Below are 23,203 nucleotides of genomic sequence, written 5' to 3' on the forward strand. Positions count from 1 at the left end.
TTCCACGATCGAGACAATAGCCGCAACGATGATCACGTTCGCAAGACGGAGCAGGCTCAATGCATTCTTCCTTCATGGTTGGTTTTGAACATCAGGCGAGATCGAACTCGACCCAAAGCTTTGACCCCGATCGGACGGCCCGCAGTGAACCCGATGGCTGCGCAAGGGCGGACGGAAGGGCGGTTGAGCCCAGCCAGGTGTCATCGGCACGCACAGTTCTTCCACTCGTTTTCTTTTCCAACGCGTCCAGGATTCCGTGGAACGGCATTTCGCCCCAACCGACCTTCTTCGCATCTGTCTGGTTTGTCGGTATGAACGCGGAGAGATCTGGACTGGTCATCAGCTCCAACCCCTTCGCCTGCGCAGTCGCGTTCTGACTGCCATGGTGGCCGACCTTATAGAAGACAGTTCGAGCAAGCAGATCTGACGCTGTGACGGTCTTGTCCCCGATTTTCCAGTTCAAGTCTTGCCAGCTCAGCCAGCTCCCAATCTGCGCATCGGCCGCAAAGAACATGACGCGACCGGTCTTGATGTCTTCGAACGCGAGAACGACGCTAGTATTGTTGGTTTGGTCATCGAGCTGCATTGCCAGCGTTGAACTCGTCGCCAACCAGTCGAGATCGATGCGTCGCCACGACTGGTCGATGACGTTTTCGTCGAGTGGCTTTCTCTGCCGGCTTGTTCGCGAGGGCGCAGGAAGATCGCCGGTATAGTGGTTCCTCAGGAACGACAGTGCGGCCTGCTCTTCTTCGCCTGGGACCTTGCCGGCATAGGCAGCGTCGAGGGGCAGGCCGATATTGCAATCAAACGGCGCCGCAGGGTCGTCGAAAAATTGATCTCCTGCAGCCGTCGATGCGAACGAACCCGTAAGGGCGGCCACAATTGGTGCGGCAGCCATGCTTGCGAGCGAGTACATCTCGGACTGGCGATCGGTTACCTTCAACAGCGCTGCATCCCTCGGCGGGCCGAGGACGTAGATTCGAACGCCGTCCAGACCAGGGATTGTCGGTCGTATCGACCCTGGTTCGAGATAGAGGGGTGGCTGCTGTTTCCCAAGCTTGCCGGCGGCATTTCGCATTGCACGGACGCGTTCACCTTTGACGCCAAAATTGAACCCGAGGATCCCCTGAACGCCAGCCTTGACGTTCGACAGGTACTGGCTATCACCGCTGACGCCAGAAAGCCGCTGGCTCGCTTGGCAGAGCAGCGCAAGCGCCTGACCTTTGAATTTATCAAGCTGCTTAGCCTGTGGATCATCCGGGTTCTCGGTCCACCCCATCCAGACCTCGCCGATCTCTTCGAATTCTGCGAACTTGCCGGCCGCCGACAAGAACCCTGAGACGTGATCCACATGTTCATGGGTGACGACAAGGACGTCGATGATTTTCGTCACACTCAGAATGTCCGTGACAATGTCATTGATCGTGCCTGGTCCACCAGTGACAGAGCTGTGCACGCCGCAATCGATGAGCATGAAGAAATCGCGCGGGCCATCGCGCTTGATACGGATCAGATGGCAGTCGCCCAGACCCTGGCAGTAATGCCTGACGGTCATAAAGGGAGAAGTGCCCGGAATAGTGCCAGCGGCGCTCGCTTGCGTTGAGCTCTTAGCCATGATCAAGCACCTCATGTTCAGCATGAAGGATCGCGAAAGGCTCCTCTTTGGTCCGGCCAAAATAGAGGCTTCGCAACGGCGAACCGATATTTTCCCTGGCGGTCTGCTGCTGTCTCATGTCACGGGACGTGCTCGAGCTGTTCTTCAGCACGATGTATCGGATGCGCTGCTGCCCCGGGCGCTGCTCGATGATGACTGTCGCTCCCCCTCTGAACCAGTAGAACCCGTTGGCAACGTTCACGCCATCGAATGGCTTTGCCTGGCGCTGGGTGACAACGGCAATGACGTCGGTTCGAAAAGTACCGTCCGGTCCGATGCGTCTTGCCGGTCGCACACTATGGACCTCGAACGTCGTCGCGCCCAACGCCTCTCTCATTTTCTCGCCGTTTTCTTCATATCGCGGAACATTCGCGGCAAGGCCGAATTCGGCCATGACCTCCGGGTTCTCTTTGAAGATCTTGCTGAGCTTGTTCCACATGCCCCAGCAGTTGTCGCTATTCTGCTTGTAGAGCCTGGATCGATCAGCTTCCTGGTCCCAGGTGAGATCAAGACCATCGATCAGCCGAGGCAGCCAGGCTGGCTGGCTGTTCTGCGCGCCGCCCCACATTAGCGATTCTTGCGATATGGTCCTGACGTCACGCGGGAGAATGCCGCGATTGCGGAAGGCCTCCATGAACGCGGTGCGATAGCCGTAGTGGTCGTTCGGTACGACATCGACGTCGGCGGTAATCAATGCACGCATGTATTCGCCAAACGTCACGTCGACCGGTGGCAGGTAATCAAGTGCCCGGATGCACATGCGCAGCACCTGCTGCGCAGTCTTGCAGGTCTCAGATGTCAGGCGATCGACGAGATCGGGATGAAGTGCGCCTTCGGGCAACTTTCCCGTGCCATTTGAAGCGATGCGGAAGAGATCACTGACACGACGGTTGACTATGTTCAAAAAGGCTTCGTAGACAGCATAGACGAGAATCGAGCCCCGATCGTGCGGCTCCAGTGTGGTGTCGTAACGCAGTTCCTTGCCTTTGGCGGTCGCATAGTCCCGCAATGGTCCGCTCCGGCTGATGCCCTCCCCAAACTGTTTGGCGAGCCCACTGAGAAGGCTCATCGCCTCGAATTTTCCTTCGGCGCGGGCAATCTCAAAGCGCACCAGCTCTGTGACGGTAAAGTGCTGAAAGAGCGCGACGATATCTGCGAAAGCCTCGTGAAAGGCCGGCACATCCGGGTTCGACGCTTCCTGGAACCGGCGATGCAAGCCATCGAGCAGCGCGTGCGTTGTCTCGTGGGCGATGATGTCACTCGACAGGCACGAGAAGACCATCGATCCGGTTGGCGTCGAGTCGCCCTCCTTTGAATCCGCCAGGAAGTAACCGAAGAGGAGCGCCTTTTTTTCCGGGCTGTAATAGGCGTTCTGTCCTCGGAAGGCGTGCGGGTAGATCCTGAGTTTCGAGACCTCATACTTTTGTTTTTCATGTTCGTCGCCGTCCTTGACGGCCATAAATCTCGGAGACCACAAGGCGCGCCTACCCAAGGCAAGTTCAAAATGCCGGATCGTCGTCATCGCGACGGCGTAGACCATCTGCTGGTGAAATTGCGGATTTCCTTCTGACGGTGTCCACCCGTCCTGCGCTAGCAACATTCTCGAATTCAAGTCGACCGGTTCGTAGAAACGGTTGGAGGCCGGGTCCACATCGACAACCTCAATGTACTCGCCGATTGGTCCGGGACGTAATCCTTCCTTCGTGACGGGCGCATCGTCCCAGGGGACTGACAGCGTCGTCTCGTTGACGGCGACAGACGCCAGGCTTTTGGCGACACTCGGGTCGAGTGCAAAGACGCGCAGGCGCCTTTCGGGAACCGGCGGACGCCAGGCCTTCCGTTTCACCGGGGCGGCCGATGGTGACGCCGCCGGGCCCCCTGATATTGACGGCTTGCGGCCAAGCAGCGGAAGGAGGAAGGCCTGGAGATGTTGTGATGGGTTTGCATCCAGCGCGGCTTCGAGAAAGCGGTTGCGGGCCTCGACCGGTATCTGATCGATCGGAAGGTCCGGATCATCGATTGCAGTGTCGACATCGATGGACCGTTGGCAAAGTTGCGTGAGCTCAAGTGCGAGCATTTGTTGACGCTTCGTTGCCATGGTGTCCGGCGCAACCGAAACACCTCCGCCGAAGACGCCGTCCAACCATCCGAGGGTCGAGGACGCCGGCGGTAGTTTCAATTGTCTCAGGTCGGCTTCCGACAGCGGTGCGATCTTGAGAGCGTCCTCTGCTCGCATAACGCCGCGGCCGATCGTCTTTCTGGTCTGCGCGGCGTTCATTTTCGCAGTGGTTTTGCTCGCCGCGGTGAACAGAGCGTAGCGGACAGCTTCGACCCGCATCCACTTTTCCGAATAGTTCTGAACTTGTTCCCAATGTTCGGCCAGCCACAGCGCTGCTGCCGCGGCAATCTGCGGGGTCGCCGCCGACGTGCCGGCGCCATCCATGTCTACGACATTGCCGCAGCTTATCTGCGCCCATGGAACATTCGGTGTATACGCGCCCAGCGCCGTATCCATCTTGCTGTCGGGGCCGTAATTGCCCTGCATGGTGCCAAGTGCGAGATTTGTATAAGCGCGGCCGTCGGCCATCACCCCACAGGCGGCAAGGACCCGGCGGAAGCGGGCAGGGTAGACGATCGTCGGGACCGGAAGGTTGACAAAGTTGTTGCCGGCGGCGGTCACAAGGACCAAGCCTGCTTCGTAAGCCATGTTTACCGCATCGGCGAGCGCCTGGGACGAAAATCCGCCCATGCTCATCGAAAGCACGTGAGCTTGCTTCTGGCGAGCATAGTCGATGCCTTGAACGATCGTTCCCGTGGAAAAGCGCACGACCCAGTCGGCAATCCGGACAGGCAGGATGGAAGCTTGCGGCGCACCGCCCACATAATCGCTGAACGACTTCCATCCCGGTGAATTGCCGTTCAACTTGTTGCCTGCAAGGAGGCTCACCGTTCCGGTACCGTGCCCGTGGTTCGTCACCGCGGCGCCCGGAGGGATGTGGTCCGTCGCGTCATCAGGACTGCCTTCACCTGAGACAAAGTTCTTCGCCCATTCCACCTTCAGGTTCATCGGCTTGGTGAGGTGGTGTGGGTCGTAGCCGGTATCGAGATGGGCGATCAGTATTTTGCTCATCTTGTCGCCCACCGCGCGACGGGCAGCGGTGAGCTGACTGAAGTCATCTCCAAAGTTCCATGCGACCGTATCCGGGACGAAGGCCTTGCCTCCCTTCTGATCCTGGTCGTCGAAGCTGCAGAGCTCCGCCTTGTCTGCTGCTGCCGCAAACGGGCTCCCGGGCGGCTGCCGATCAACCGGCCACTGCTGGACGACATCTGGTTCGATCGCCAGCACGCCCGGCGTGGTCGCCAGAGAGAGTGGCTGCGCGGCATCCAGCAGGGCATGTGCCTGGTCCCAGGCGTTACCGGCAGACGATCCGGTCGGTTGGAGGCGAAGCCATGTTGACGGTTCGGCCGGAGAGGCCGCGAGTGCCGTGTCAAGTCCCGTGCTGCTGGCTACCGTCAATATAGTTTGGACCGAGAGCGGCGCGACCCCCTTCGATCTGTCCAAGGTCTCGCGAAGCTGACCGCCGTCTCCTGTAACTTTGACCAGTAGATTCGGAGCGTCTGCCACAAGGTCCTCCTGGGGCCGCAAAGCGGCCGATCGGCACGTTTTCGGGTATTGGAAGCGCTGCTGAGTAGGCTGGATCAGGCAAAGCCGGGTTCATGCATGATGCATTCCTACATGAGAAGCAGCGAGCCGACGTCTGCACCGTGAAATGAACAACAAAATCAGTCTCGCTTGAAGTAAAATCCAAGCAAAGTTCATTATTTCGCATGCACAACGCGCTTGCCCGTTCAGTAGCACACTTATCAGGGTCTGCGCATCAAGTTCAGTCTCTGGAAAAGCCCTCTTCCAACTGGCTTTGGTGTAGAACATTCAATTGAAAAACACAACTATCTGTAGAGGCTTGACTTTCTAATTTCTTAACAAAAGAGAAGAAAACTGCCCGCGAATTATCTCGCGGCGACTTTTTGTATATCTGCCAAAGATTGCGAGATATTATCGCATCGATATTTCCGGACTACACTCTCAGAATCCGATGTCGTACGTCGGGGAGACCTCGATCTCACTTTCGGCCGGACCAGCCCTGAAAATCCGCGAAAAAGAGCAATCGTGTATCAAGCTCTTGTTGCATTCAGCCAAAGTGCAAGAATTGTTTCGGCGGAAAACCAGCTCGAGTTTAATGGCACGGCAGCCGAAGCTTTTCATTCTTGAGATCAAGCCATCTCGAAAGCCCAAAGGTGGCGCGGGAAAGCCATCCATTTGGGGAAACAAGGGGATGTCACCCCCTCAAGATGAGACCGCTGCCCTAAGACAGCGTTAGCCATGACATCATCAGCAACAATGCGTTTCGACCACCCAACATCAAGATGGGGAACGAGACGCCGATACTTGCCTGCATCCTACGGTCGTGCAACACTTCTCGAGTTGTTTCCTGATGCAGTTGGTTGGGGGGTCTTCATGGCGCAAGGCATTTTCACCAGCAGAGTATTGTTCGCTTTCGTGGCCTCGCATCTGGTTCTTGGTTGGGCGATATCAGTTGCCGCCTCGGAGCTCCGTCCAACGCAACTTTTGAACGTTCAACCGGCTCTCCAAGACGAAAAAGAGTCTGAAAACATCAGCGGCGCGGACTGCGCCGTTGTGGGGTCCAAAGGTTCTTCCTGCCTCCTTATCGGGGACGAAAAGCGGTATGCGCGATTCTTCAAGCTCGAGGGTCAAACTCTTGTGCCAGGTGAAGAGCTCTTCCTGCTCCCGAAGTTCGCAGATGCGGACGAGTCCATTGAATTCGACGAGACAGACGCTGAAGCGGTAGCCTATGGGAACGGAAGCTATTTTCTTGTCGGCTCGCATGGTCGGAACAAAGAAGGCATCGTTCAGGATTCGCGCTACTTCATCTATCGCGTTGAGGTGGACCCAACGACCGGCCTCGTCGAGGATTTCGGCTCGAAGAAAAAGGCGTCCAAACAGGTTAAGCGATCCGCCAATTTGAAGGCGGTTATTCTTGCCGATCCCGTTCTGTCCAAGCATGAAGGCGACGTCCCCGACAAGGGCGGCATCAATATCGAGGGGCTGGCAGTGTCAGGGGGCAAGCTCTACATCGGCTTTCGAGGGCCGCTCCAGGATGGCAAGGCGATAATTGGAGCGATCTCGATCTCTGATGCGTTCGACAATCCGAAGGCCAAGCTAAAGCCATATTCGGTTGAGCTGGGAGAAGGGCAGGGCGTTCGAGATATTGCGCCGGCCGAGGACGGTTTTCTTATATTGTCCGGACCGCAGCGTGACACGGCGGGTTCGGCGGCCGTCTGTTTCTGGAAGCCGGATGCCGACGCCAAGCCCTGTGTCGATATAGTGAAGGCTGGGCCAGCAGATAGCAAACCGGAGTCGTTGACCGTTCTCGAGACGGAATCAGATCACTACAAGGTTCTGATCATGTCCGATGGAGCCCCCGGCGGAGCTCCCGCAATATACGACGTACCGCGCTAAACGTGTCGTTCTGCGGTTGAACCTGAATGAATAGAGATCGAGGGGGCGCGACGCCAACTGTGGCTGTCGACACGCGCGGACGGGCGTTGTAAGTCGATATCGACTCGCCAAGGGGATCAAGCGTGATTGAATTAATGTACTCGATTAGCGGCTCCCAACTCTAAAAAACCTTTTTGTAAATGACGTATTGAATGCGATATTTTGCCGTCCTTTGAGAAGTTGTCGACGGTCTAGCTAGCGCGACAGTGTTCACGGGGAAACCTCCCTTAGGCGACCGCGTGATGGATGGCCGCACGAATGCGCTGATAGGTCCCGCAACGACAGACGTTGCCGGACATTGCCGCGTTGATATCTTCGTCGGACGGCTTTGGGATCTGCGCGAGGAGTGCCGCGGCGGACATGATTTGGCCGGACTGGCAGTAGCCGCATTGGACCACCTCGAGATCGAGCCATGCCTTTTGCGCGGCAGCGCCCGCCGGTGTCTCACCAATTTCCTCGATCGTAGTGATTTTGCTCTCGCCCAGACTATCAATAGAGGTGATGCATGAGCGGGTGGGCACGCCATCGACATGAATGGTACAGGCACCGCAAAGCGCCATTCCACACCCGAATTTCGTGCCGGTCATCCCGAGAACATCCCTGAGAACCCACAGCAAGGGGGTGTCGGCATCGACGTCGACCTCGTGTGTGCGCCCGTTTACTGATATTGAGAACGACATGGAGCCTCACATGTGCAACTGGTTGAGAGCTAAACCATGCCGCTCGGCGACCATTGAATTCAAACTGATTTTTTGCAGTGATGATCGTGCAAATTTGCCGATGGCAGGTCGAATGCGCGGGGGCTATCAAGATCAGACCGATCATGCCATGGCGCGATCCGATCACGCGTTGCATCTGTGAATCAAGCGCCTGAAACGATTAGCCAGTCGTCCGGGCAGATTGCGTCAACGACATTTTCCCCGTCAGCCTAAAGCATCGAGAATGAGGCATAAATGAACCGCCAGAACGCTGAAAATATTCGACGCGCACCGCTTGCCACTCCGAGCGGACTGCCCGTTCGTGTTGTCGAGGAGATCGCCGGCGCGTTGACGCTGCTCCTTGCTGACGTCTTCGCGCTCTACCTGAAGACCACGAACTTTCACTGGCACATGTCCAGGCCCCGATTTCGCGACTATCACCTGCTGCTTGACGAGCAGGCCGACCAGCTGTTCGAATCCACGGACCATTGCCGAACGGTCCAGAAAGATCGGTGGGCTAACCCTTCGCTCGATTGGCCATATTGATCGCCTCCAGCGCATCCGCGACAACGATGCCGATTACGTCACACCCGATGATATGCTGGCCGAGCTTAGGGAAGATAACGGTCAACTGGTCCACGCGCTGCGTCAAACGCACGAACTGACGTCCGCGCATTCCGACGTGGCGACGACGAGCCTGATCGAGAACTGGATCGACGAGGCGGAGCGGCGTTTGTGGTTCCTGTTCGAGGTCACCCGGCCAGTTCAAGGTTGATACCGTGGTTTTTGGGGCAGCTTATGAACGACAACCCGACATCTCGTGATCCCGTCCACTCGGCCTCCGCGTCGGCGCTCGCCGAGGTCGCTGCCGGAGGCTTGATCGCTCTCGGATGGTACGACCTGACCTGCCCCTTCTGATATCTCGGCCAGGCCCGGACGCGCTTTTTGCAAGCCGAAGGGCTGACGGTCGTGGAGCTGGCTTTCCAGGCCCATCGCGATCTTCCGCCGGAAGGGATCCGCATCGGTGCACGATCCGGCCGCATGCACGAATAGATCGAGCGCGATGCAGCGGGCCTCGGGCTCCCCCTGAAGTGGCCGCCGAGCCTGCCCAATTCGCGCATTGCGCTTGCGGTTGCCGAATGGGTCCGGCGCAATCGAACCGCCTCATTCGAGGCGGTTCAGGCGCGATTGTTCAAGGCCCATTTTGCCGATGGTCTGGACATTGGCGACATGGGCGTCGTTCTCGAATGCGCCCAGGAAATAGCAGGCGATGCCGGGCCAATTCGCGCGAGCCTCACGACGGGTGAAGCGTATGGTTGGGTCGTCGAGGACGAGCAACTGGGAGAGCGCCTTGGTGTGAGGGCGACGCCGAGCTGGTTGATATCGGGAGAACTCATCAGCGGCTTCCATCCTCAGGAAGATTTTGCCCGCCTCCTGCCTTTCTCAGGACATTCCGAGACCTTATAGCCTCGCCAACGCAGGAGGCCGACCAATCAAGAGATCGAGCCGCAGCGTATGCCAGCCGACAAGACGAAGCGCGCCGTCGGCAGGCTCGAGAAGCACATAGTTCCAGCCCTCGGGATCCTTCGTCGATCCATAACGAATGGCGTCGAAGCCCACAGAGCGCGCACAGTCTGCGACGAAGCGTGAAAACACGTATTCCTGCTTGAGCCATCCTTTGCCTGTGCGTGGTGCCGCAAGCAAGGCAGAGTTGGCAATGGCGGTAAACAGCTCGTAGGCGGGGAGATCCTCGTCAATGTCCACGAGATCGAAGATCCTCAACGGCTGATCGATCGCCAAGGCGGCGATATTGAAATCCTTCTCCGGTTCGCCGATTTCCCTCAAGGCCGTCTCCGCCGAATTCGCCAGATAGAGCATGGGCGATGCCGAATGGTTGAACCGCCCTTCTGTGACATATTCCCGAGGCGCAGATCCATAGGACTGCGGCTCGTCGGGGGACTGGGCGTGCTCGACCATGCTCTCGGCGGATCTCGCCCTGTAGAACAGGCCGGGAACCCTCATTGCCGTTACCGTCGACGCATGGAGGCGGATTGCATCGAGCAGGCGCTGCGCCAGCTGGTGCTCGAGAAGGAGGAAAGGGGTCTGCCTTCCAAGGGCGGTCAGTTCCTCGATCGCCTCCTCCAGATCGTCGGCGCCACTGAAGCGATGGTCATAGAGCCATATATTGCCGGCAATGTTTGCAAAGCATCGGGGACACTCGACAAAATGGCGGAGTGTCGAGAGTTCGGCAGGCGAGTAGATCTCCACGAGGCGCGAATAATCGATGAACCCGGACAGACCCATCGAGTGCATCTCAAATTCCATGTCCCGAAACGCGACTCCAGGCCAAAATCGCTTGAAATCGTCATAGCAGGCGTCGCAGCAGCAGATGCTCGACGTGTACCCGGAATCGACCTCTTCCGCGACGAAATTGTTGAACCAATCGATATCGTGACGCGTGACTGGCAGGAAAGGCCCGATCAGATCGTCGGGCCTGAATGTCGCTTCGACGGGCTCGGCAGATTCTTCTGCTATCGTCAGGTCGCTCATCAATATGACTTCTGGTTTAAAACGGTCATGGCTCGTGCCGAAAACGTCGGCGCAATTCCTGCTAATTTCTCGATAAGTTCGGAAAGCGTTGTCTCTGGCCGGCGATATGCGGCGGCCTGGGCTGTAAGCGCATCAAGCAGGCCATCTTCTTTCGCCTCGAGCAACGCGCAGAGGAAATCGTCTGGCGTCATTGCAGCGATGCCGTCAGGCAGATCGGCGAAATCCCGGATATTGGACGTGACGATGATGCCGGCGCCAGCCACAGCGGCCGCGGCAGCGACGTGGCGGTCCTTGGGATGGTTTCGCATCTGAGGCTCAAGTGCCTTCCAGCCTTTCACCATTGCCTCGGGAAACGCCTCTTCCATGACGGTGCGCAGGAGAGCAGCTCTCTCAGGATCCATACCGTAGTCACTCACCAAATTGCGGATCACCTCGTCGAGGATGCGGGAAGACCAATGCAGCCTGAAACAGTCCGCGGCACCGGCGCGCAGCAGGGTGTCGCGCAACAACATCGGAAACAGGACGTCGGCATCTAGAACGGCGATGAGCATGAGATCTGAAAGCGTACCTGCGGAGCGGGGTTGCGTTTATAGCGTTTGAGAGCCATATTGTGGTCATGGCAGTATCACATCGCACCACAGGCAAAAAGCCTTTCGACACTCTCAAGACCGTCCCGGCAACAGATCGCTCGGCTGCGGCAAGGGTTGCGTCTCTCCTTGTGTCCCGTTCGCAGTCCAGAGGATCACTGCAGGTCATTGGTGATCACGGCGAACGGCTGGAATTGCCGAGCGCGCTGGCGGACATCATGTTTCGCGCCGCTGAGCTTCTGGCGGAGGGCAGGGCGGTCACCGTCTTGCCTGATGAGGAGACCATGTCCACCCAGATGGCTGCAGATATCCTCAACGTCTCACGGCAGTATCTGGTTCGACTGGTCGATGCCGGCGAACTTGCAGCCGAAAAGGTTGGCAGCCATCGCCGCCTGCGGGCCACGGATGTCGCCGCCTACAAGGCCGCGCGCGACGCAAAACGCACGTCGGCCCTCGATCGGCTGAGCCAACTCAGTGAGGATGCAGGCGGCTACGATCTCTAAACTCGTCCGGAACTAGCGCAACGCTTCCGGCAAACGGTAAAGCAGGCGCCGGGCCGCAGGCCACCCAACGTCCACGAATGCCTCGAGTACTTCGACCAGAGCCATCCGCCGGACGGGATCATCAAAAAGTTCGCGGTGGTCTGCAATGGTGCGACCGATCATCGTCACGAATTGGGCGGCCCCTAGCGATTCGGACTGGTAGCCGTGCAATTTTCCGGCATGAAGGAGCGCGTGGGAAGCCAGGTCGAAGACCTCAGCCGGGTCGGCTGACGACAAAAAGTCCAGGAGCTGAAGCAAATGGTAGATGCTGCTGGGAGTTCCGACGTCACCAACCATTCGAAATGTTGCCCGGTTTTCTCTAAGGAACTGCTTGCGATCGGAGATTTCTCTCAACGCGCGGGGCTCCTCGCCCTTCTGGATTTGTATTGCTCCAACCGCATAAAAAAATTGGTCCGACATTTGATCCAGCAGGGCCGCATCTTCGGATGCCGCAGCATTGCGCTCTTCCGTTCGTTCACCGTTACCGAGGGCGAAATAGCCTTCGATGCCGCGAGCTGCGCGGTCGATAACATCGAAAGCGAGCTTTTGGCACCTGGCGCGTGTCTCATGATCCGACCCGTTCGTACTGTCATAACCGAGAGTGAGGCCGTCCCGGATCGAAAACGCGCCGTGCCGCAATTCAGGCGCGTGCGCTCCGCGATCGCCAAGCCACAGGTCAATAATTTCCCGCGCTGTTGGTTGACCGTGGCGCGTCCACAGATGAAACACGAGAGTTCCAATCCCTTCACGGAAAGTGTCGCGACCATCACCCTTCTCGACGTCCGTCCTCGTCAGAATGGTCTGTGTGAGGGCAACGACACGGTCGGGCTCCTGGTTGGACAGGCGGATGAGAAAGTTCACAAGCTGAACCATGACCCGCGCGTTTGTCTCGCTCTTTGCAAAATTTGCCACCAGATCCCACATCAGGGCCTTGTCGGTGTTCCATAGAAAGGAAAGCCGCATCGCAATCTCGTTTCGAACATTGGCCGCGGCGTCGGTTGCGTAAGACCGAATCTTGCCGCTCAGTCGGGCCGTTGCCTCCGGCGCATCGCGAACGATGTTCATGGTCGTCGCGGCCGTGTTCGCCCAAGCGCTATTTGCGAGACCTTTATCCATGGCCGATAGTTCCGCGAGTTGGCTTCCAATCAAGGCCAACAGCGTCTCAATTCCTTCGCGTTGGGATTCTGTCAGTGCATTGACCATGGCAAAATCCGCGGTCAGCCTTTCAATCCCCCAGGTAACCCTCTCCCAGCCATACACTCTGACCAAGGCGTGGGCCGCAGTGCCTGCCTTCGCCAATTCCGCGGTCACGTCCTGTATCGCTGCGAGCCCCGCCTTCTGATTGGCCTCTTTCGAGACGGCGTCCTGGCATAAGGTGATCGCGGTGAGGATGGACCTGTTGGGCTCTGCCTCAACATCAACACCCTTGTCGGAGAGCCAGCTATATTCCTCGTGCTCCATAAAGCCGTAGTTGCGATGGCGGCGGCCATGATCGTTGACGACCATTCCACTTGCGCTGGCGTCGTCAACAATGTCCTTTGCGTCCTGAGTTTCAAGCGCATCTCTGCCGATGGCGCCGAATACCTCGCGCCGAAAATCTTGCGCAGCCTCGGCGGGCCGGGCAGACGTCGGAAAGACTGCCGCCAAAATGGTCTCTTCGACCTGCCGTCGCTCCGACGGCGAACGCTGGCTGTACTGAGAGACAATAAGGTCGAGCGCCGGCTCCATCGTGTTGGCGGAGCGCAAAAGCACGAGTTCGATCGCCCAGAACCAAAGTTTCGTGGCCAATGCTCCACCGCGAGAAGCTGCAGCTCGCAGCAACCTGTTCCAGAGCCAGGCGTACCGGTTTTCGGCGATCAACCGGTCTGCTACGGCAATCGCGTCGATATCCGAAAGCTTCTCCAACATCTCAACGAAGCTGTCGATGATCTGCACTGCATCGTCAGAATAGGCGGCTCGATGCTCGGACGCCCAGATATAGCTGTAATCCTCGACGACGTGGCCGACCTGCTGGCCGACAGACAGGACGGTCGTCTCGACAGGAATGCTCAGACTGTGCTCGTTTCGGATGTAGCTGCGCGCTATCTTGATCGCGATCTCCGTGGCTTCCAAATAGTGGCTCTCGGCGAAGGCCGCATACGCCTCCTTCAACGCCCATTGGGACATCTTGAAATCTTGGCGGCGATTGCTGGTGAGGGCCAGGATCTTGCTTTGACCGAGTTGGGTCGGACCATCCTCCTCAACCGTGTGGTCGAAAACACGATCGTAGATCTGGACAACGAGAGCAGGGTCATGCTCCGCGATGTCACCGACATGGTTGGCCAGCCAATGCATGTCGCTTGCCGCATGTTCTTTCATGCGGCCGGGTTCAAGAAGCCGTTCAACCAATTTCCGTGAGGCTGCGGCGTTGGTACCGAAGGTCTTTGCGACAAATTCGATGGCAATCGCCATCAGCATCTCGCCACCGGCGGCATCAAAAGCATGATCCATAACTGCGCGCGCCGCAACACCGACGCGACTGCGCAATCCCGGATCCTTGACGCGGTTGACCAGTGCATTGATCAAGGTGCGCAACGGCCAGGCGATCGTTGTGACAAACGCTGCTCCGCTCTCCGCCAGGAGGCACCAGGGCGCGGGCGGCACGCCCTCATCATCCTCCAGTCTCACGGCGAGCGATCCGACAAGGTGTCGGAATGCGGTGAACGCTTTTTCGCGGTGCTCGCGGTGGGACATCAATCGAAGAAAGCTGGCTATGTCGCCATCCTCCGACGGGAGATCGCAACCGACCCGAGCCGCAACACTTCTGGCAATCGGATCGGCAGAGCTGTCGCCCGCCAGTTCAACAACTGACTGCCAGAAACGATCCCGTCCGGGACCTGATGTCTCCCACAGATGTTGGAGCGCGAAGGAGAGCGCCGGGGCCAACAGCAAGCTTGCGCCGGTTTGTTTCAGAAGCTTGTCGGTTGCTCTTGAATCGTTGAGCTCGATGATTGTTCGGCTCGCGGTGTAGTCGAACAGGATGTGGTGGCGAAAGGCCACTTCGCGGTCCCCATTCACTGAGATCAGAACGCCGCGCTGAAGCAGTTCATCGAGGGCGTTGCCGGTGCCGGCGCCGGCTGCCATCCGGGTCGCCTCCATCCGGCCCTGGTCGATCATCGCTTTGACGGTAGTGCCAAGACACTGTTCGGCCAATGGTCCGAGCGGCCTGACCCGCTCGTTCCAGTACATCTCCAGCAGTTGAACCTGCGATCGCAGGCTTTGAAGCTGCTCCGGTTCGACTCCATCCGTCAGGAGATCGGCCAGCAGGCGCGTGTTGAAGGGTACCTTGGCGAGCTCCAACAGCTTTTGTCCGCCGTTGTCGATGGCAATACGCAGTGCCGGTATCTTCGTCAGTAATTCCTCGAATTCAGCATCGGACCATTCCGGTACCTTGATGTGCCGCACACCCTGGAACCTGAGGTCGGTAAATTCTGTACTGGCGGGCACGCCCCGGAACAGTCGAGCAAACTCCTGTCCGATCATGAGATCGAATGTCCGGATGGACGCAACAATACGCCATCTCCCTTGATCGAGTTCGAGCACCTCTTGCATGACAGTTCGAAAGAGCGCCTCGCTTCTGCCGAAACGGCAGGCATCCAAGGCGTCCAAAACCAGATACCCCGGGCCATTACCCGGCCAGTTCGCGAGCACCTTGGCGAGCGGATGGGAGATTCCAAGCGCCGCCGACAGCCCCTCGACGGACTCTACCTGCAACCGATCAATCGCGAGAAGGACGACATCGCTGCCTTCAGCACCAAGCTGACGTGCCGCCTCGTTGACGACGGCGCTTTTGCCGGCTCCCGGATCGCCGATGACGACAAGCGACCCCTGCTTTGCAGCTTCGACACAATTTGCCGTGCACTGGCGGGAAATGGTGATGTCGGTCCCCGAGACATGTGTGCGTTCGAAGTCTTGCAATGATCGTCCGACGCGCGCCGTTCGATCCTTGAGGGATGCGATGTCGGCAAGATAGTTCGCCGGAGCGCTGATCGGTACGCCACTCCGTCCAAGTTCTGAACGCAATCCAGCAAGGCTGATGCCATTGCGCGCAGCCATCCGCCGCTCGCATTCCCTCTCAAGGACAGCGAGGGCAGCAGGTGCCGAGTGACGATCGTTCAAGGCGTTGCCAAGGACCGTTTCTGCCGCCGTACGGTGAGGTCCGGCGAAATCGAAATCGAGTATGTAGACAAACTTCAAGATCACGTCCGGGTCGACGTCAGCAAGTGCGCCGCCGCGGGCCGCAAACGCTTTTGCTGTCAACTTGCGAAACCCGTCGAGCGCTTTCGTCTGCTCTTGCGACAGAGTTTCCGTTGACCCGTTTCTTGCGATGTCGAGAGCTCGTGCGAGATGATGTTTGATTGTTCCGGATGTTGTGGGACCAACGGCAATGACCATACAGTCGACGCCCGAGACGAGAGGCCTGTCCCAACCTCGGGTTCCTTTCCCGGCGAAGGTGGCTTCCCACAAACGGGCTAATTCATCGCAGGTCTTTCCGAGTTCACTGGAAAGTGATGTGGAACTTGTCAGGCTATTTTTGCCCTGAATAAAGACCCTTCCATCCGTATCCAAGTTCACCAGGACGTCATCGACCGGCGCCTCCGTCTCAAACCGTAAGCCGGTCACCCTCGCGCTACCAAGGCCCAGTCGAGCGTCCAGCGCAATCCCTGCCAAGCCCTGCGAGGCGAAATAGGCTGCGACCGAGGCCTGGAAGCTTACACCTGACGCCGTCGCGTTTCCGCCGGCAGTCGCCATAAGTGCTCGCTTCTTCAGCTGTGTGACTTCGGCGGGCTTCGCCATCGATGACCTCGAAAAATCTGACCGTCCCCGGCCGTCTATCAAGCAATATTTCCAATCCATAGCCGCCGGCTGATGCCTACTCAAGGTTCTGCGGACATCAACATTCAAGGAAAGGCTAACGTCGTTGCGGTTGCGATCGTGACCGAGGCGGACAGGCCGCTGATGATGAAACAGGGAGAACCGGGGATCTTCGGAAATCTGATGGCGACCATCAGTTTTTGCGATTTGATCCCGGCTGTCTTTGCGCCTCGGATACAGACAGCCCAATATCGAAAGGCTCGCCATAATGCTCAAGCTCTATTCGCTCTGCGGCGCTGATCCACGGCATCTGTTCTCGCCGCACTGCTGGAAAGCAGTCATGGCGCTGGCACACAAGGGCCTGACGTTCGAGGAGATTCCGACAACTTATGCGCAAATCCGCGAGATTGGCGATGGTTTTGCATCGACGGTACCCGTGCTGGATGACAACGGACATCTCGTGTCGGACAGCTTCGATATTGCGCTCTACCTCGAGGATGCCTATCCGGATCGGCCTTCTTTGTTTCGCGGAGAGGGCGGCAAGGCATTGTCGCGCTTGGTCGAGGGATACTCGCAGATGGTCGTGCACCCGGCCATTCTGCGGATGGCGCTTCTCGATATTCATGGCGGCCTCGATGACGGCGACAAAGCCTACTTCCGGGAAAGTCGCGAAAAGCGGTTTGGTCAGCGGCTTGAAGACGTGGTCAAAAATCGCGACGATGAGGAAGCAGCGTTCGCTGCAAAACTTGAGCCGTTACGGTATCTCTTAAAGCTTCAGCTCTTTGTGGGTGGTGCGGAACCGCTTTTCGCCGATTACATTCTGTTCGGCGCACTGCAATGGCTGAGGATGACCTCCGGATTGTCGATGCTCGCGGCCGACGATCCCGTCGTCGCATGGCTCGATCGTTGTCTCGCTTTGCATGGCGGCAGGGCAGGCATCATAACAGCCGCTTGATCGTGTGTTGCTGTCCCCCGAATGGTTCTTAAGCGCGTGCGATGGGGCCGTTGGCATTCACGGCATCAGCAAGATACTCCCGGCCGATCGCCCCGTCTCCATCGCCTCATGCGCCGCAGCGACATCCGCCAACGGATATTCCCCGGAGATTTCGCAGACGATACCTCGTTCCATTGCCGCGATTGCCGCCATTGCCACCTCGCGGTAGCGCCCCAGATCGGCGCACCAGGCCATGATGCTCGGATGCGAGAGCGACTTCCCGGGCCGGAGTTCCTCGATCGCGACAGGCGGGATGGGCCCGGCGGCCTGTCCGATCGTGATCGCGGTTCCGAATGCGCGAACCGATCGGATGCTCTTTAGTAGCATGTCGCCGCCAATCCCGTCACAAGCGACATCGACGCCTTGGCCGCCGGTTAGCCGCTTTACCTCAGCGACGACATCCGCGTCTCGTCCGATGATCAAGTGATCGGCACCGTGGGCGGCTGCGAGCGCCGCCTTTTCTTTGGAGCTGACCGTGCCGATGACCGTAGCGCCAAGCGATTTGGAGAGGCGCACGAGAACGCTGCCGAGCCCGCCGGCCGCTGCATGGATCAGGACCGTGCTGCCAGCCCCGACGGCGCTGACCTTCGTCAGAAGCAGTTGGGCTGTCATGCCCTTGAGAAGAGAGCTCGCCGCGACTTTCGCCGGGACCGAATCGGGAAGACCTATCACTCTTTCGGCGAGAATTATGCGGGTGGAGGAGTAGGCACCGACCGGGGGGCCGGCATAGGCAACGCGATCACCGGGCTTGAAGCGGTCCACGCCGGTCCCGACTGCTTCCACCGCGCCCGCGCCCTCGACGCCAAGGACGGCGGGATAGGGTAGGGGATAGAGACCCTTGCGGTGATAGGTATCCAGAAAATTGGTGCCGATTGCTTCATGTCGGATCCGGATCTCGCCCGCACCAGGCGATTGAGGCGGATATTCGCGAAGCTCGAACTGGCTAACGACGCCCGGGGCATTCAGCATGACGATCTGGTCGCTCATCTCTCAATCCTCCACTACAGCCATAAAATAGGCGATGGCCAGATGTGTGAAAATTCCCTATTATTTCCCAATGGATGGGAAGGAATTCACACAGATCGACTGGGAAGACCTCAGGCATTTCCTGGCGCTCGCCCAAGCCGGAACCTTGCTCGGCGCGGCTCGACAGATCGGCGTCGAGCACGCGACGGTCAGCCGGCGCGTTGCCTCGCTGGAAGTGACGCTCGGCCGCAAGCTCGTCGACCGACGCGGCCGGCGCATTTCGCTGACGATCGATGGTGAACAGGTGGCAAGACACGCCACGCTCGTCGCACGGCAGACCGCGGCGATCGAGCAGCTTGGTCGAAGCAGCGGAACCGACATGCGCGGCAGCGTGCGCATCAGCGCGCCGCCGGCTCTCACAAGCGTGCTCCTGGCAAAGCCGCTCGTTGCGATCCGTCGGGATCATCCCGGCATCGAGATCACGCTGGTGGGCGAAAAGCGGTTCGCGTCTTTGAACCGACGAGAGGCAGATATCGCCATACGCCTTTCGCGACCCGAAGACGGCGACTACGTCATCGCGCGGCTTGGCGAGATGCGCTTCCGTCTCTACGCCGCGAAATCCTATCTCGACACTGTTCCCCCGCCAGATTGGACCTTCATCGGATATGACGAGGGCATGAACGCCTCGCCGCAACAGCAAAGGCTGATCGAGATCGCCGCCGGCCGACCGATCGCACTGCGCTCCACCGTGCTGGAGTTTCAGGCTCAGGCGGCAAGGCTCGGCGGTGGTGTCGCCATGCTACCGGAATTCGCGGTCACCGGCCTCGATACCCTGCAGCCTGTCGCGCACGACGTTCCGCTCGTCAGAGAAGTGTGGCTGGTCGTCCATGCCGGTATCCGGGGTGTGCCGGCCGTGCGTGCTGTCATGGAGGCGCTGAAGGATGCATTCGTGACCCACCCGACAAACGACGATGATCTCACGCACTCCCAAAGCGACCCGACGGAGGCAACCCTCGCCTGAGGTTCGTCAAAAGGGCCGACTTCGTCACTGCGGTTCGTTATCCCCACCAGTTGCAAAACGAAAAATTAGCAACCCCAATTCTGGGAGGCGGCGAAAACGTGTAGGTTACTCACCGAGCAGCGCAGCCGGAGACAGGTATGGGGACAGGTTTTCTCACACAAAAAGCTCGGACCCCTGGTCCATGGCGGATCGCTGCCATCGTCGCGATTACGGTGGTTCTGATCGTCATCTGCCTGTTGTTGGTTTCGGTTTCCGGCTGTCGTTTGGCACTTAACCGTGAGAATGCGGCCGTTTTTTTGTAATTTGCAGTTTATTTGAGATTCCGCGGACCGAGAATCTCAAATTAAGTGTAACTGCGAAGACGTCTGCGACTGACTCGCGCAGTCCACAATCTCTTCGATAGCGTTGCCGAAGCGGGCTTTGTTCTCACCCATCATGTGGCTACGCAGCATGTAAAGCATCTCCGGCCCGGCGCGCTGGACGATAGCCACACCAGCTAAAAGAGCCGGCCGCAAGTGCAGTGGCAAGATCGGACTTGCAGGGGTCGGAAGTTCGCCAGTTTCCATCTTGAGGACGTCATCGAGATCAGGAATGATGACGCCGAGTACTCTACAGCCTGACGGTTCGTAGTGATCGGGGAGAGGTTTTGGAACGCGCCGCATCAGCAGGAGGCGGGCGATCTCACTTGGCGACACCCAGTTCTTGATGCCGTGCTCGGCCTCGTTGTCGAGTATCCGCTCTCCTGTCAGCGCAGCATGGTGGTAGCGACTGAAGGGAGCGGGGCGGTCACGCGCGCCAATGGTCTGAAGGAGGCCCCCACAAAGCGGGCAGGTGATCCGCCAGCCGAGAAACTGGCTTCGAAGAATGACGCGCGACCCATCGATATTCGGACGACAGCCGCAGCATAATTGCCGAGGCTCGCCGGCAATTAGCCGCCGTGACGATTGCGGAATATTCGAGAAGGTCATACGGCGAACCGTAGTTGGCTCGATCGAGAACATACAAGCTATGCGGACGACCTGACCTTCGTTGAGATCTAAATCGGCCGCACGCAATGATAGCACCTCGGGAAGGCAATGCCGAAGCATGGCCAGGGGAGGGATTTCGTAGAATGCGGCGTGCCGAATGATCCACGACGACAGAAGTTCATCGGGGTAGGGAGCCAGCCTTACCGGCAATTGCCGTGCGGATATTCCCATCTCATGCGAACGCTGCTTCGGCGTCAAATTCCGGCTCCCATTTCTCAATGGCATCATCGGTAATCCGCTCTCCTCCGCTTTCGATTGCCTCGATAGCCAGTGAGTTGATTATGTGGAAGATGTTGGCGGTGATGCCCTCGGTGATCTGCAGTATCCGCCGCAATGATTTTGCAGTTAACACCGATGGATGGCGCAGTGGCGTGTTGCGCAGGATCAGGGCGACCAACATTTCGAATTGCTCATTTGCGGCCCAGCGGCTCAGCGTGAACTGTTCGAAGCGGCGCGCCAATTGTACATCGCCGCCAATGGCCTCACGGGCATCATTGACCCCGAAGCAAACAAGCGAGATCTGAAGGCGGTTGCTCAGAAAGCGCAATGTATTGAGGACGATGCGTTGCTCGCGATATGTTCCTGCGAGAATGTTGTGCACCTCGTCGATCACCAGCACTTGCACGCCGATCGCTTCCATGATGCGCAACGCAGCTTGCTCCATTTGTGCGATATCGGCGCGAGGTCGCTGTGGTGCGCCGAGGAGGGTCAGAAGTTCGGAATAGAACCGTCTTTCGCCTGGTCGACTGGTCATCTCCATTGCGAGAACCGGCGTCTTCAGCCTGCCGGTAAGCGAATTGAAGCTTGGCGGATGCTGATCACGGAAACGCTTCATGATCATTGTTTTGCCCATTCCGCTGTCACCGTAAATGGCGATCGAAGGCATTCGTGTTCCGCGTGGATGATCCACCAAGAAGTTGAGGCGATCGAGTACTTGCTTGGCACGCGGATAGACCAGCCAGCGACGTGATCTTATCGCGCGGATGCGCTGTTTATCCGCTTCACCTAACAGTGCCGCGGCGGTTACAGTCAGGTGCGAGATTTCTGTGTTCATGCCAGCTCACTCTATGTCCTCGTCGAAAGCCACAGGTTTGCTGGAGTCGATCCCCCGAAGCGAGCCCCACCCGCTGTCATCCACTTTCGTTTTTGTGCTGGCAGGGCGGCCTCGTCGTGCGGTCGATGTCGCCTTCACCGCTGCATCCACAAGTTTGCGCTGTTCAATGGCTGTGCCAACGATGGTGCGGGTGTTGACCTCTCGTCGCCCTTTCGCCAACAGCGTACGCCTTGCAGCCAATGCTTCGTGCAGCGTTACCGACGCCAACGTAAGATCGGCGTAGCGAGCTTCCACGAAGTTGCCTGATGGTCGCCGCACGAAGACACGAGACATATCCCTTGGATCGTATTTGACCAGCAGCCGGCGATTTGCACTCCCGACGTCGGCACTCAGGGCTGCCGACCAATAGCGCAGTCCAAAGAGATGGATCCCAGTTGGTTGCAGTGTGCGCTCCTGCTCGGGCAGGAACGTCAGCCAAAAACGCATGCGGTCCTGCGGCAATCGGAGTGGAATTTCACCCTCGTGCTCGCGCCAGACCGCGATTGGCGGGCGACCCAAAGTGCCGTGGATTGACTGATGGTAGGTACCAACAATGTCGAGGGCGATGTATCGCTCAAGTTCGCGCAAAGTCAGTGCCGAATGCCGCTTCGAATCGTATTCGCCAAGCTCCTGCGCATTGCTGAAGGTCGTGCCGGGTAGCAAGTGGAGTTTTCCCATCTGGGTGCCGATCAACCGTTCGATATGGCCGCCGAAGCGCGGTTCACCCGGCGGTCGCCAATTGATCGCGATGCCGGCATCCTCACACCCTCTCTTGAAAGCTCGACTCCTGAAGTCGCTGCCGTTATCGACATGCAATGTCTCCGGCAGGCCGGCAACCGGCCACGGTTCGACGATCTCGCGCTCCCGCAACCAAGGCGATTTGTCAAATACGGAGTGTAGTAAGCACAAACTGGTCGAGAGACGGGAGGGGGCTTCCATCGTGAGGTAAAACCCTGTCACCATCCGACTGCAGACGTCCATCGCCAGAGTTAGCCAAGGCCTCCCAATCGGCAGACGCGTTTCCTCGTCGACGACAAATATATCTGCTTTGGTATGATCGACTTGGACAATCTGGAGCGGACGCGAGGCGGCGAGCACTCCTGGAACAGCCGTTGTCCGCTTCACGATTTCGATTTCGCCTCGTCGTTTGGCGCGCTTCTGCAGGTTGATGTCCTCAAGACGAGTTTCGATCGTCCGGCGATGTGGCGGCTTGAGCCCGGCCGAGACGCAGCTTGTCTGTACATCTCGAACTAATTGAGAAACGCCCGGGCGGTTCTTATTCAAGTAGTATCGGTTGATGCTGGTGCGGATGATTTCCTCTCGCTTGTCGTCGAGCATCCTGCGGCCGTCAGGCCGGCCGGGTTTGCGTTCCACCAGCGACATCACCGTTCCTCCAGCTCGAAATAGCTTGATAAGACGGAAAGCAGTTGCCCGACTGACTTCTAGTTCGGCAGCCAGCAGCGCCATATCCCCGGCTGCTACCTTGCCAGACCGACGTATCAGAAATCCTCGGATGGCCTCGGCTCGTCGATACGCCTCATTCCAAAGCGCTTCGTCAACCTCCTCAGGGAATGGATCAGTCATGCAGAAAACACCGTCGATTGCGTCGACGATTGAATCTCACATTAAGTGCCAAAA

Annotated in this window: 15 protein-coding genes and 1 pseudogene; 6 read left to right on the forward strand and 10 right to left on the reverse strand. The window is 58.3% G+C overall.

Going from position 1 to position 23,203, the window contains the following annotated elements:
- Positions 1-91: 91 nt before the first annotated feature.
- Both AB8B33_RS34715 and AB8B33_RS34720 read right to left on the reverse strand, forming a co-directional pair.
- Entirely contained in the window at positions 92-1,621 is a 1,530-nt protein-coding gene (locus AB8B33_RS34715) for a hypothetical protein (protein ID WP_439018948.1), read from the reverse strand.
- The gene (locus tag AB8B33_RS34720; protein WP_439018949.1) at positions 1,608-5,000 is read right to left on the reverse strand and encodes a S8 family serine peptidase; all 3,393 of its coding nucleotides are present in this window, start codon (positions 4,998-5,000) and stop codon (positions 1,608-1,610) included. The genes AB8B33_RS34715 and AB8B33_RS34720 overlap by 14 nt, the downstream gene beginning before the upstream one ends.
- 1,170 nt (positions 5,001-6,170) lie before the next feature.
- Between AB8B33_RS34720 and AB8B33_RS34725 the strand changes: the two genes are divergently transcribed.
- A complete protein-coding gene (locus AB8B33_RS34725) occupies positions 6,171-7,193 on the forward strand; it encodes a DUF3616 domain-containing protein (protein WP_439018950.1) in 1,023 nt (340 codons plus the stop codon).
- Positions 7,194-7,459: 266 nt separating this feature from the next.
- Here AB8B33_RS34725 and AB8B33_RS34730 read toward each other — a convergent pair whose 3' ends face one another.
- Positions 7,460-7,912 carry a (2Fe-2S)-binding protein gene (locus tag AB8B33_RS34730; protein WP_439018951.1) on the reverse strand — a complete coding sequence of 151 codons (453 nt, stop codon included), beginning with the start codon at positions 7,910-7,912 and terminating at the stop codon, positions 7,460-7,462.
- Positions 7,913-8,185: 273 nt separating this feature from the next.
- Here AB8B33_RS34730 and AB8B33_RS34735 point away from each other — a divergent pair.
- Both AB8B33_RS34735 and AB8B33_RS34740 read left to right on the forward strand, forming a co-directional pair.
- Positions 8,186-8,705 (forward strand): annotated as a pseudogene (locus tag AB8B33_RS34735) (Dps family protein).
- A 329-nt stretch (positions 8,706-9,034) separates the two neighbouring features.
- Positions 9,035-9,397 (forward strand): DsbA family oxidoreductase, encoded by a 363-nt coding sequence (locus AB8B33_RS34740; RefSeq protein WP_439019305.1) that lies wholly within the window; start codon positions 9,035-9,037, stop codon positions 9,395-9,397.
- On the opposite strand, the gene AB8B33_RS34745 is transcribed toward AB8B33_RS34740, so the two are convergent.
- Together AB8B33_RS34745 and AB8B33_RS34750 are read right to left on the reverse strand one after the other, a co-directional pair.
- Positions 9,392-10,480, reverse strand: a complete 1,089-nt coding sequence (locus AB8B33_RS34745) for an RES family NAD+ phosphorylase (protein WP_439018952.1) — start codon at positions 10,478-10,480, stop codon at positions 9,392-9,394. The genes AB8B33_RS34740 and AB8B33_RS34745 overlap by 6 nt on opposite strands.
- The gene (locus tag AB8B33_RS34750) at positions 10,480-11,031 is read right to left on the reverse strand and encodes a PIN domain-containing protein (RefSeq protein ID WP_439018953.1); all 552 of its coding nucleotides are present in this window, start codon (positions 11,029-11,031) and stop codon (positions 10,480-10,482) included. Before AB8B33_RS34750 ends, AB8B33_RS34745 begins: the two co-directional genes overlap by 1 nt.
- Before the next feature lie 65 nt (positions 11,032-11,096).
- On the opposite strand from AB8B33_RS34750, the gene AB8B33_RS34755 reads away from it, so the two are divergent.
- Positions 11,097-11,570, forward strand: a complete 474-nt coding sequence (locus AB8B33_RS34755) for an excisionase family DNA-binding protein (protein ID WP_439018954.1) — start codon at positions 11,097-11,099, stop codon at positions 11,568-11,570.
- A 12-nt stretch (positions 11,571-11,582) separates the two neighbouring features.
- Here AB8B33_RS34755 and AB8B33_RS34760 read toward each other — a convergent pair whose 3' ends face one another.
- Positions 11,583-16,739, reverse strand: a complete 5,157-nt coding sequence (locus AB8B33_RS34760) for a hypothetical protein (RefSeq protein WP_439019334.1) — start codon at positions 16,737-16,739, stop codon at positions 11,583-11,585.
- Between AB8B33_RS34760 and AB8B33_RS34765 the strand changes: the two genes are divergently transcribed.
- Positions 16,729-17,418: a glutathione S-transferase family protein gene (locus tag AB8B33_RS34765; RefSeq protein ID WP_439019306.1), complete on the forward strand. Its 690-nt coding sequence runs from the start codon at positions 16,729-16,731 to the stop codon at positions 17,416-17,418. The genes AB8B33_RS34760 and AB8B33_RS34765 overlap by 11 nt on opposite strands.
- A gap of 57 nt (positions 17,419-17,475) precedes the next feature.
- Here AB8B33_RS34765 and AB8B33_RS34770 read toward each other — a convergent pair whose 3' ends face one another.
- A complete protein-coding gene (locus AB8B33_RS34770; RefSeq protein ID WP_439018955.1) occupies positions 17,476-18,444 on the reverse strand; it encodes a quinone oxidoreductase family protein in 969 nt (322 codons plus the stop codon).
- Between the two features lie 70 nt (positions 18,445-18,514).
- Here AB8B33_RS34770 and AB8B33_RS34775 point away from each other — a divergent pair, with 70 nt between their 5' ends.
- The gene (locus tag AB8B33_RS34775; RefSeq protein WP_439019307.1) at positions 18,515-19,444 is read left to right on the forward strand and encodes a LysR family transcriptional regulator; all 930 of its coding nucleotides are present in this window, start codon (positions 18,515-18,517) and stop codon (positions 19,442-19,444) included.
- 338 nt (positions 19,445-19,782) lie between these two features.
- Here the strand turns inward: AB8B33_RS34775 and AB8B33_RS34780 are convergent, their stop codons facing one another.
- Genes AB8B33_RS34780 through AB8B33_RS34790 form a run of 3 tightly spaced genes read right to left on the reverse strand, consistent with a single transcriptional unit; the run spans position 19,783 to position 23,149 of the window.
- A complete protein-coding gene (locus tag AB8B33_RS34780) occupies positions 19,783-20,670 on the reverse strand; it encodes a TniQ family protein (RefSeq protein WP_439018956.1) in 888 nt (295 codons plus the stop codon).
- On the reverse strand, positions 20,645-21,526 hold the full coding sequence (locus AB8B33_RS34785) for a TniB family NTP-binding protein (RefSeq protein ID WP_439018957.1): 882 nt from the start codon (positions 21,524-21,526) through the stop codon (positions 20,645-20,647). Before AB8B33_RS34785 ends, AB8B33_RS34780 begins: the two co-directional genes overlap by 26 nt.
- Before the next feature lie 6 nt (positions 21,527-21,532).
- The gene (locus tag AB8B33_RS34790; protein WP_439018958.1) at positions 21,533-23,149 is read right to left on the reverse strand and encodes a Mu transposase C-terminal domain-containing protein; all 1,617 of its coding nucleotides are present in this window, start codon (positions 23,147-23,149) and stop codon (positions 21,533-21,535) included.
- Between the last annotated feature and the right edge of the window lie 54 nt (positions 23,150-23,203).

This window comes from Rhizobium sp. 768_B6_N1_8, from assembly GCF_051811225.1.
Taxonomy (GTDB): domain Bacteria; phylum Pseudomonadota; class Alphaproteobacteria; order Rhizobiales; family Rhizobiaceae; genus Rhizobium.

Excerpts from the sequence above, each read along its gene's own strand:
- AB8B33_RS34725 (WP_439018950.1), top strand. The coding sequence starts at position 6,171 with ATGGCGCAAGGCATTTTCACCAGCAGAGTATTGTTCGCTTTCGTGGCC.
- AB8B33_RS34755 (WP_439018954.1), top strand. The coding sequence starts at position 11,097 with ATGGCAGTATCACATCGCACCACAGGCAAAAAGCCTTTCGACACTCTC.
- AB8B33_RS34745 (WP_439018952.1), bottom strand. The coding sequence starts at position 10,480 with ATGAGCGACCTGACGATAGCAGAAGAATCTGCCGAGCCCGTCGAAGCG.
- AB8B33_RS34775 (WP_439019307.1), top strand. The coding sequence starts at position 18,515 with ATGGATGGGAAGGAATTCACACAGATCGACTGGGAAGACCTCAGGCAT.
- AB8B33_RS34790 (WP_439018958.1), bottom strand. The coding sequence starts at position 23,149 with ATGACTGATCCATTCCCTGAGGAGGTTGACGAAGCGCTTTGGAATGAG.
- AB8B33_RS34785 (WP_439018957.1), bottom strand. The coding sequence starts at position 21,526 with ATGAACACAGAAATCTCGCACCTGACTGTAACCGCCGCGGCACTGTTA.
- AB8B33_RS34770 (WP_439018955.1), bottom strand. The coding sequence starts at position 18,444 with ATGAGCGACCAGATCGTCATGCTGAATGCCCCGGGCGTCGTTAGCCAG.
- AB8B33_RS34750 (WP_439018953.1), bottom strand. The coding sequence starts at position 11,031 with ATGCTCATCGCCGTTCTAGATGCCGACGTCCTGTTTCCGATGTTGTTG.
- AB8B33_RS34730 (WP_439018951.1), bottom strand. The coding sequence starts at position 7,912 with ATGTCGTTCTCAATATCAGTAAACGGGCGCACACACGAGGTCGACGTC.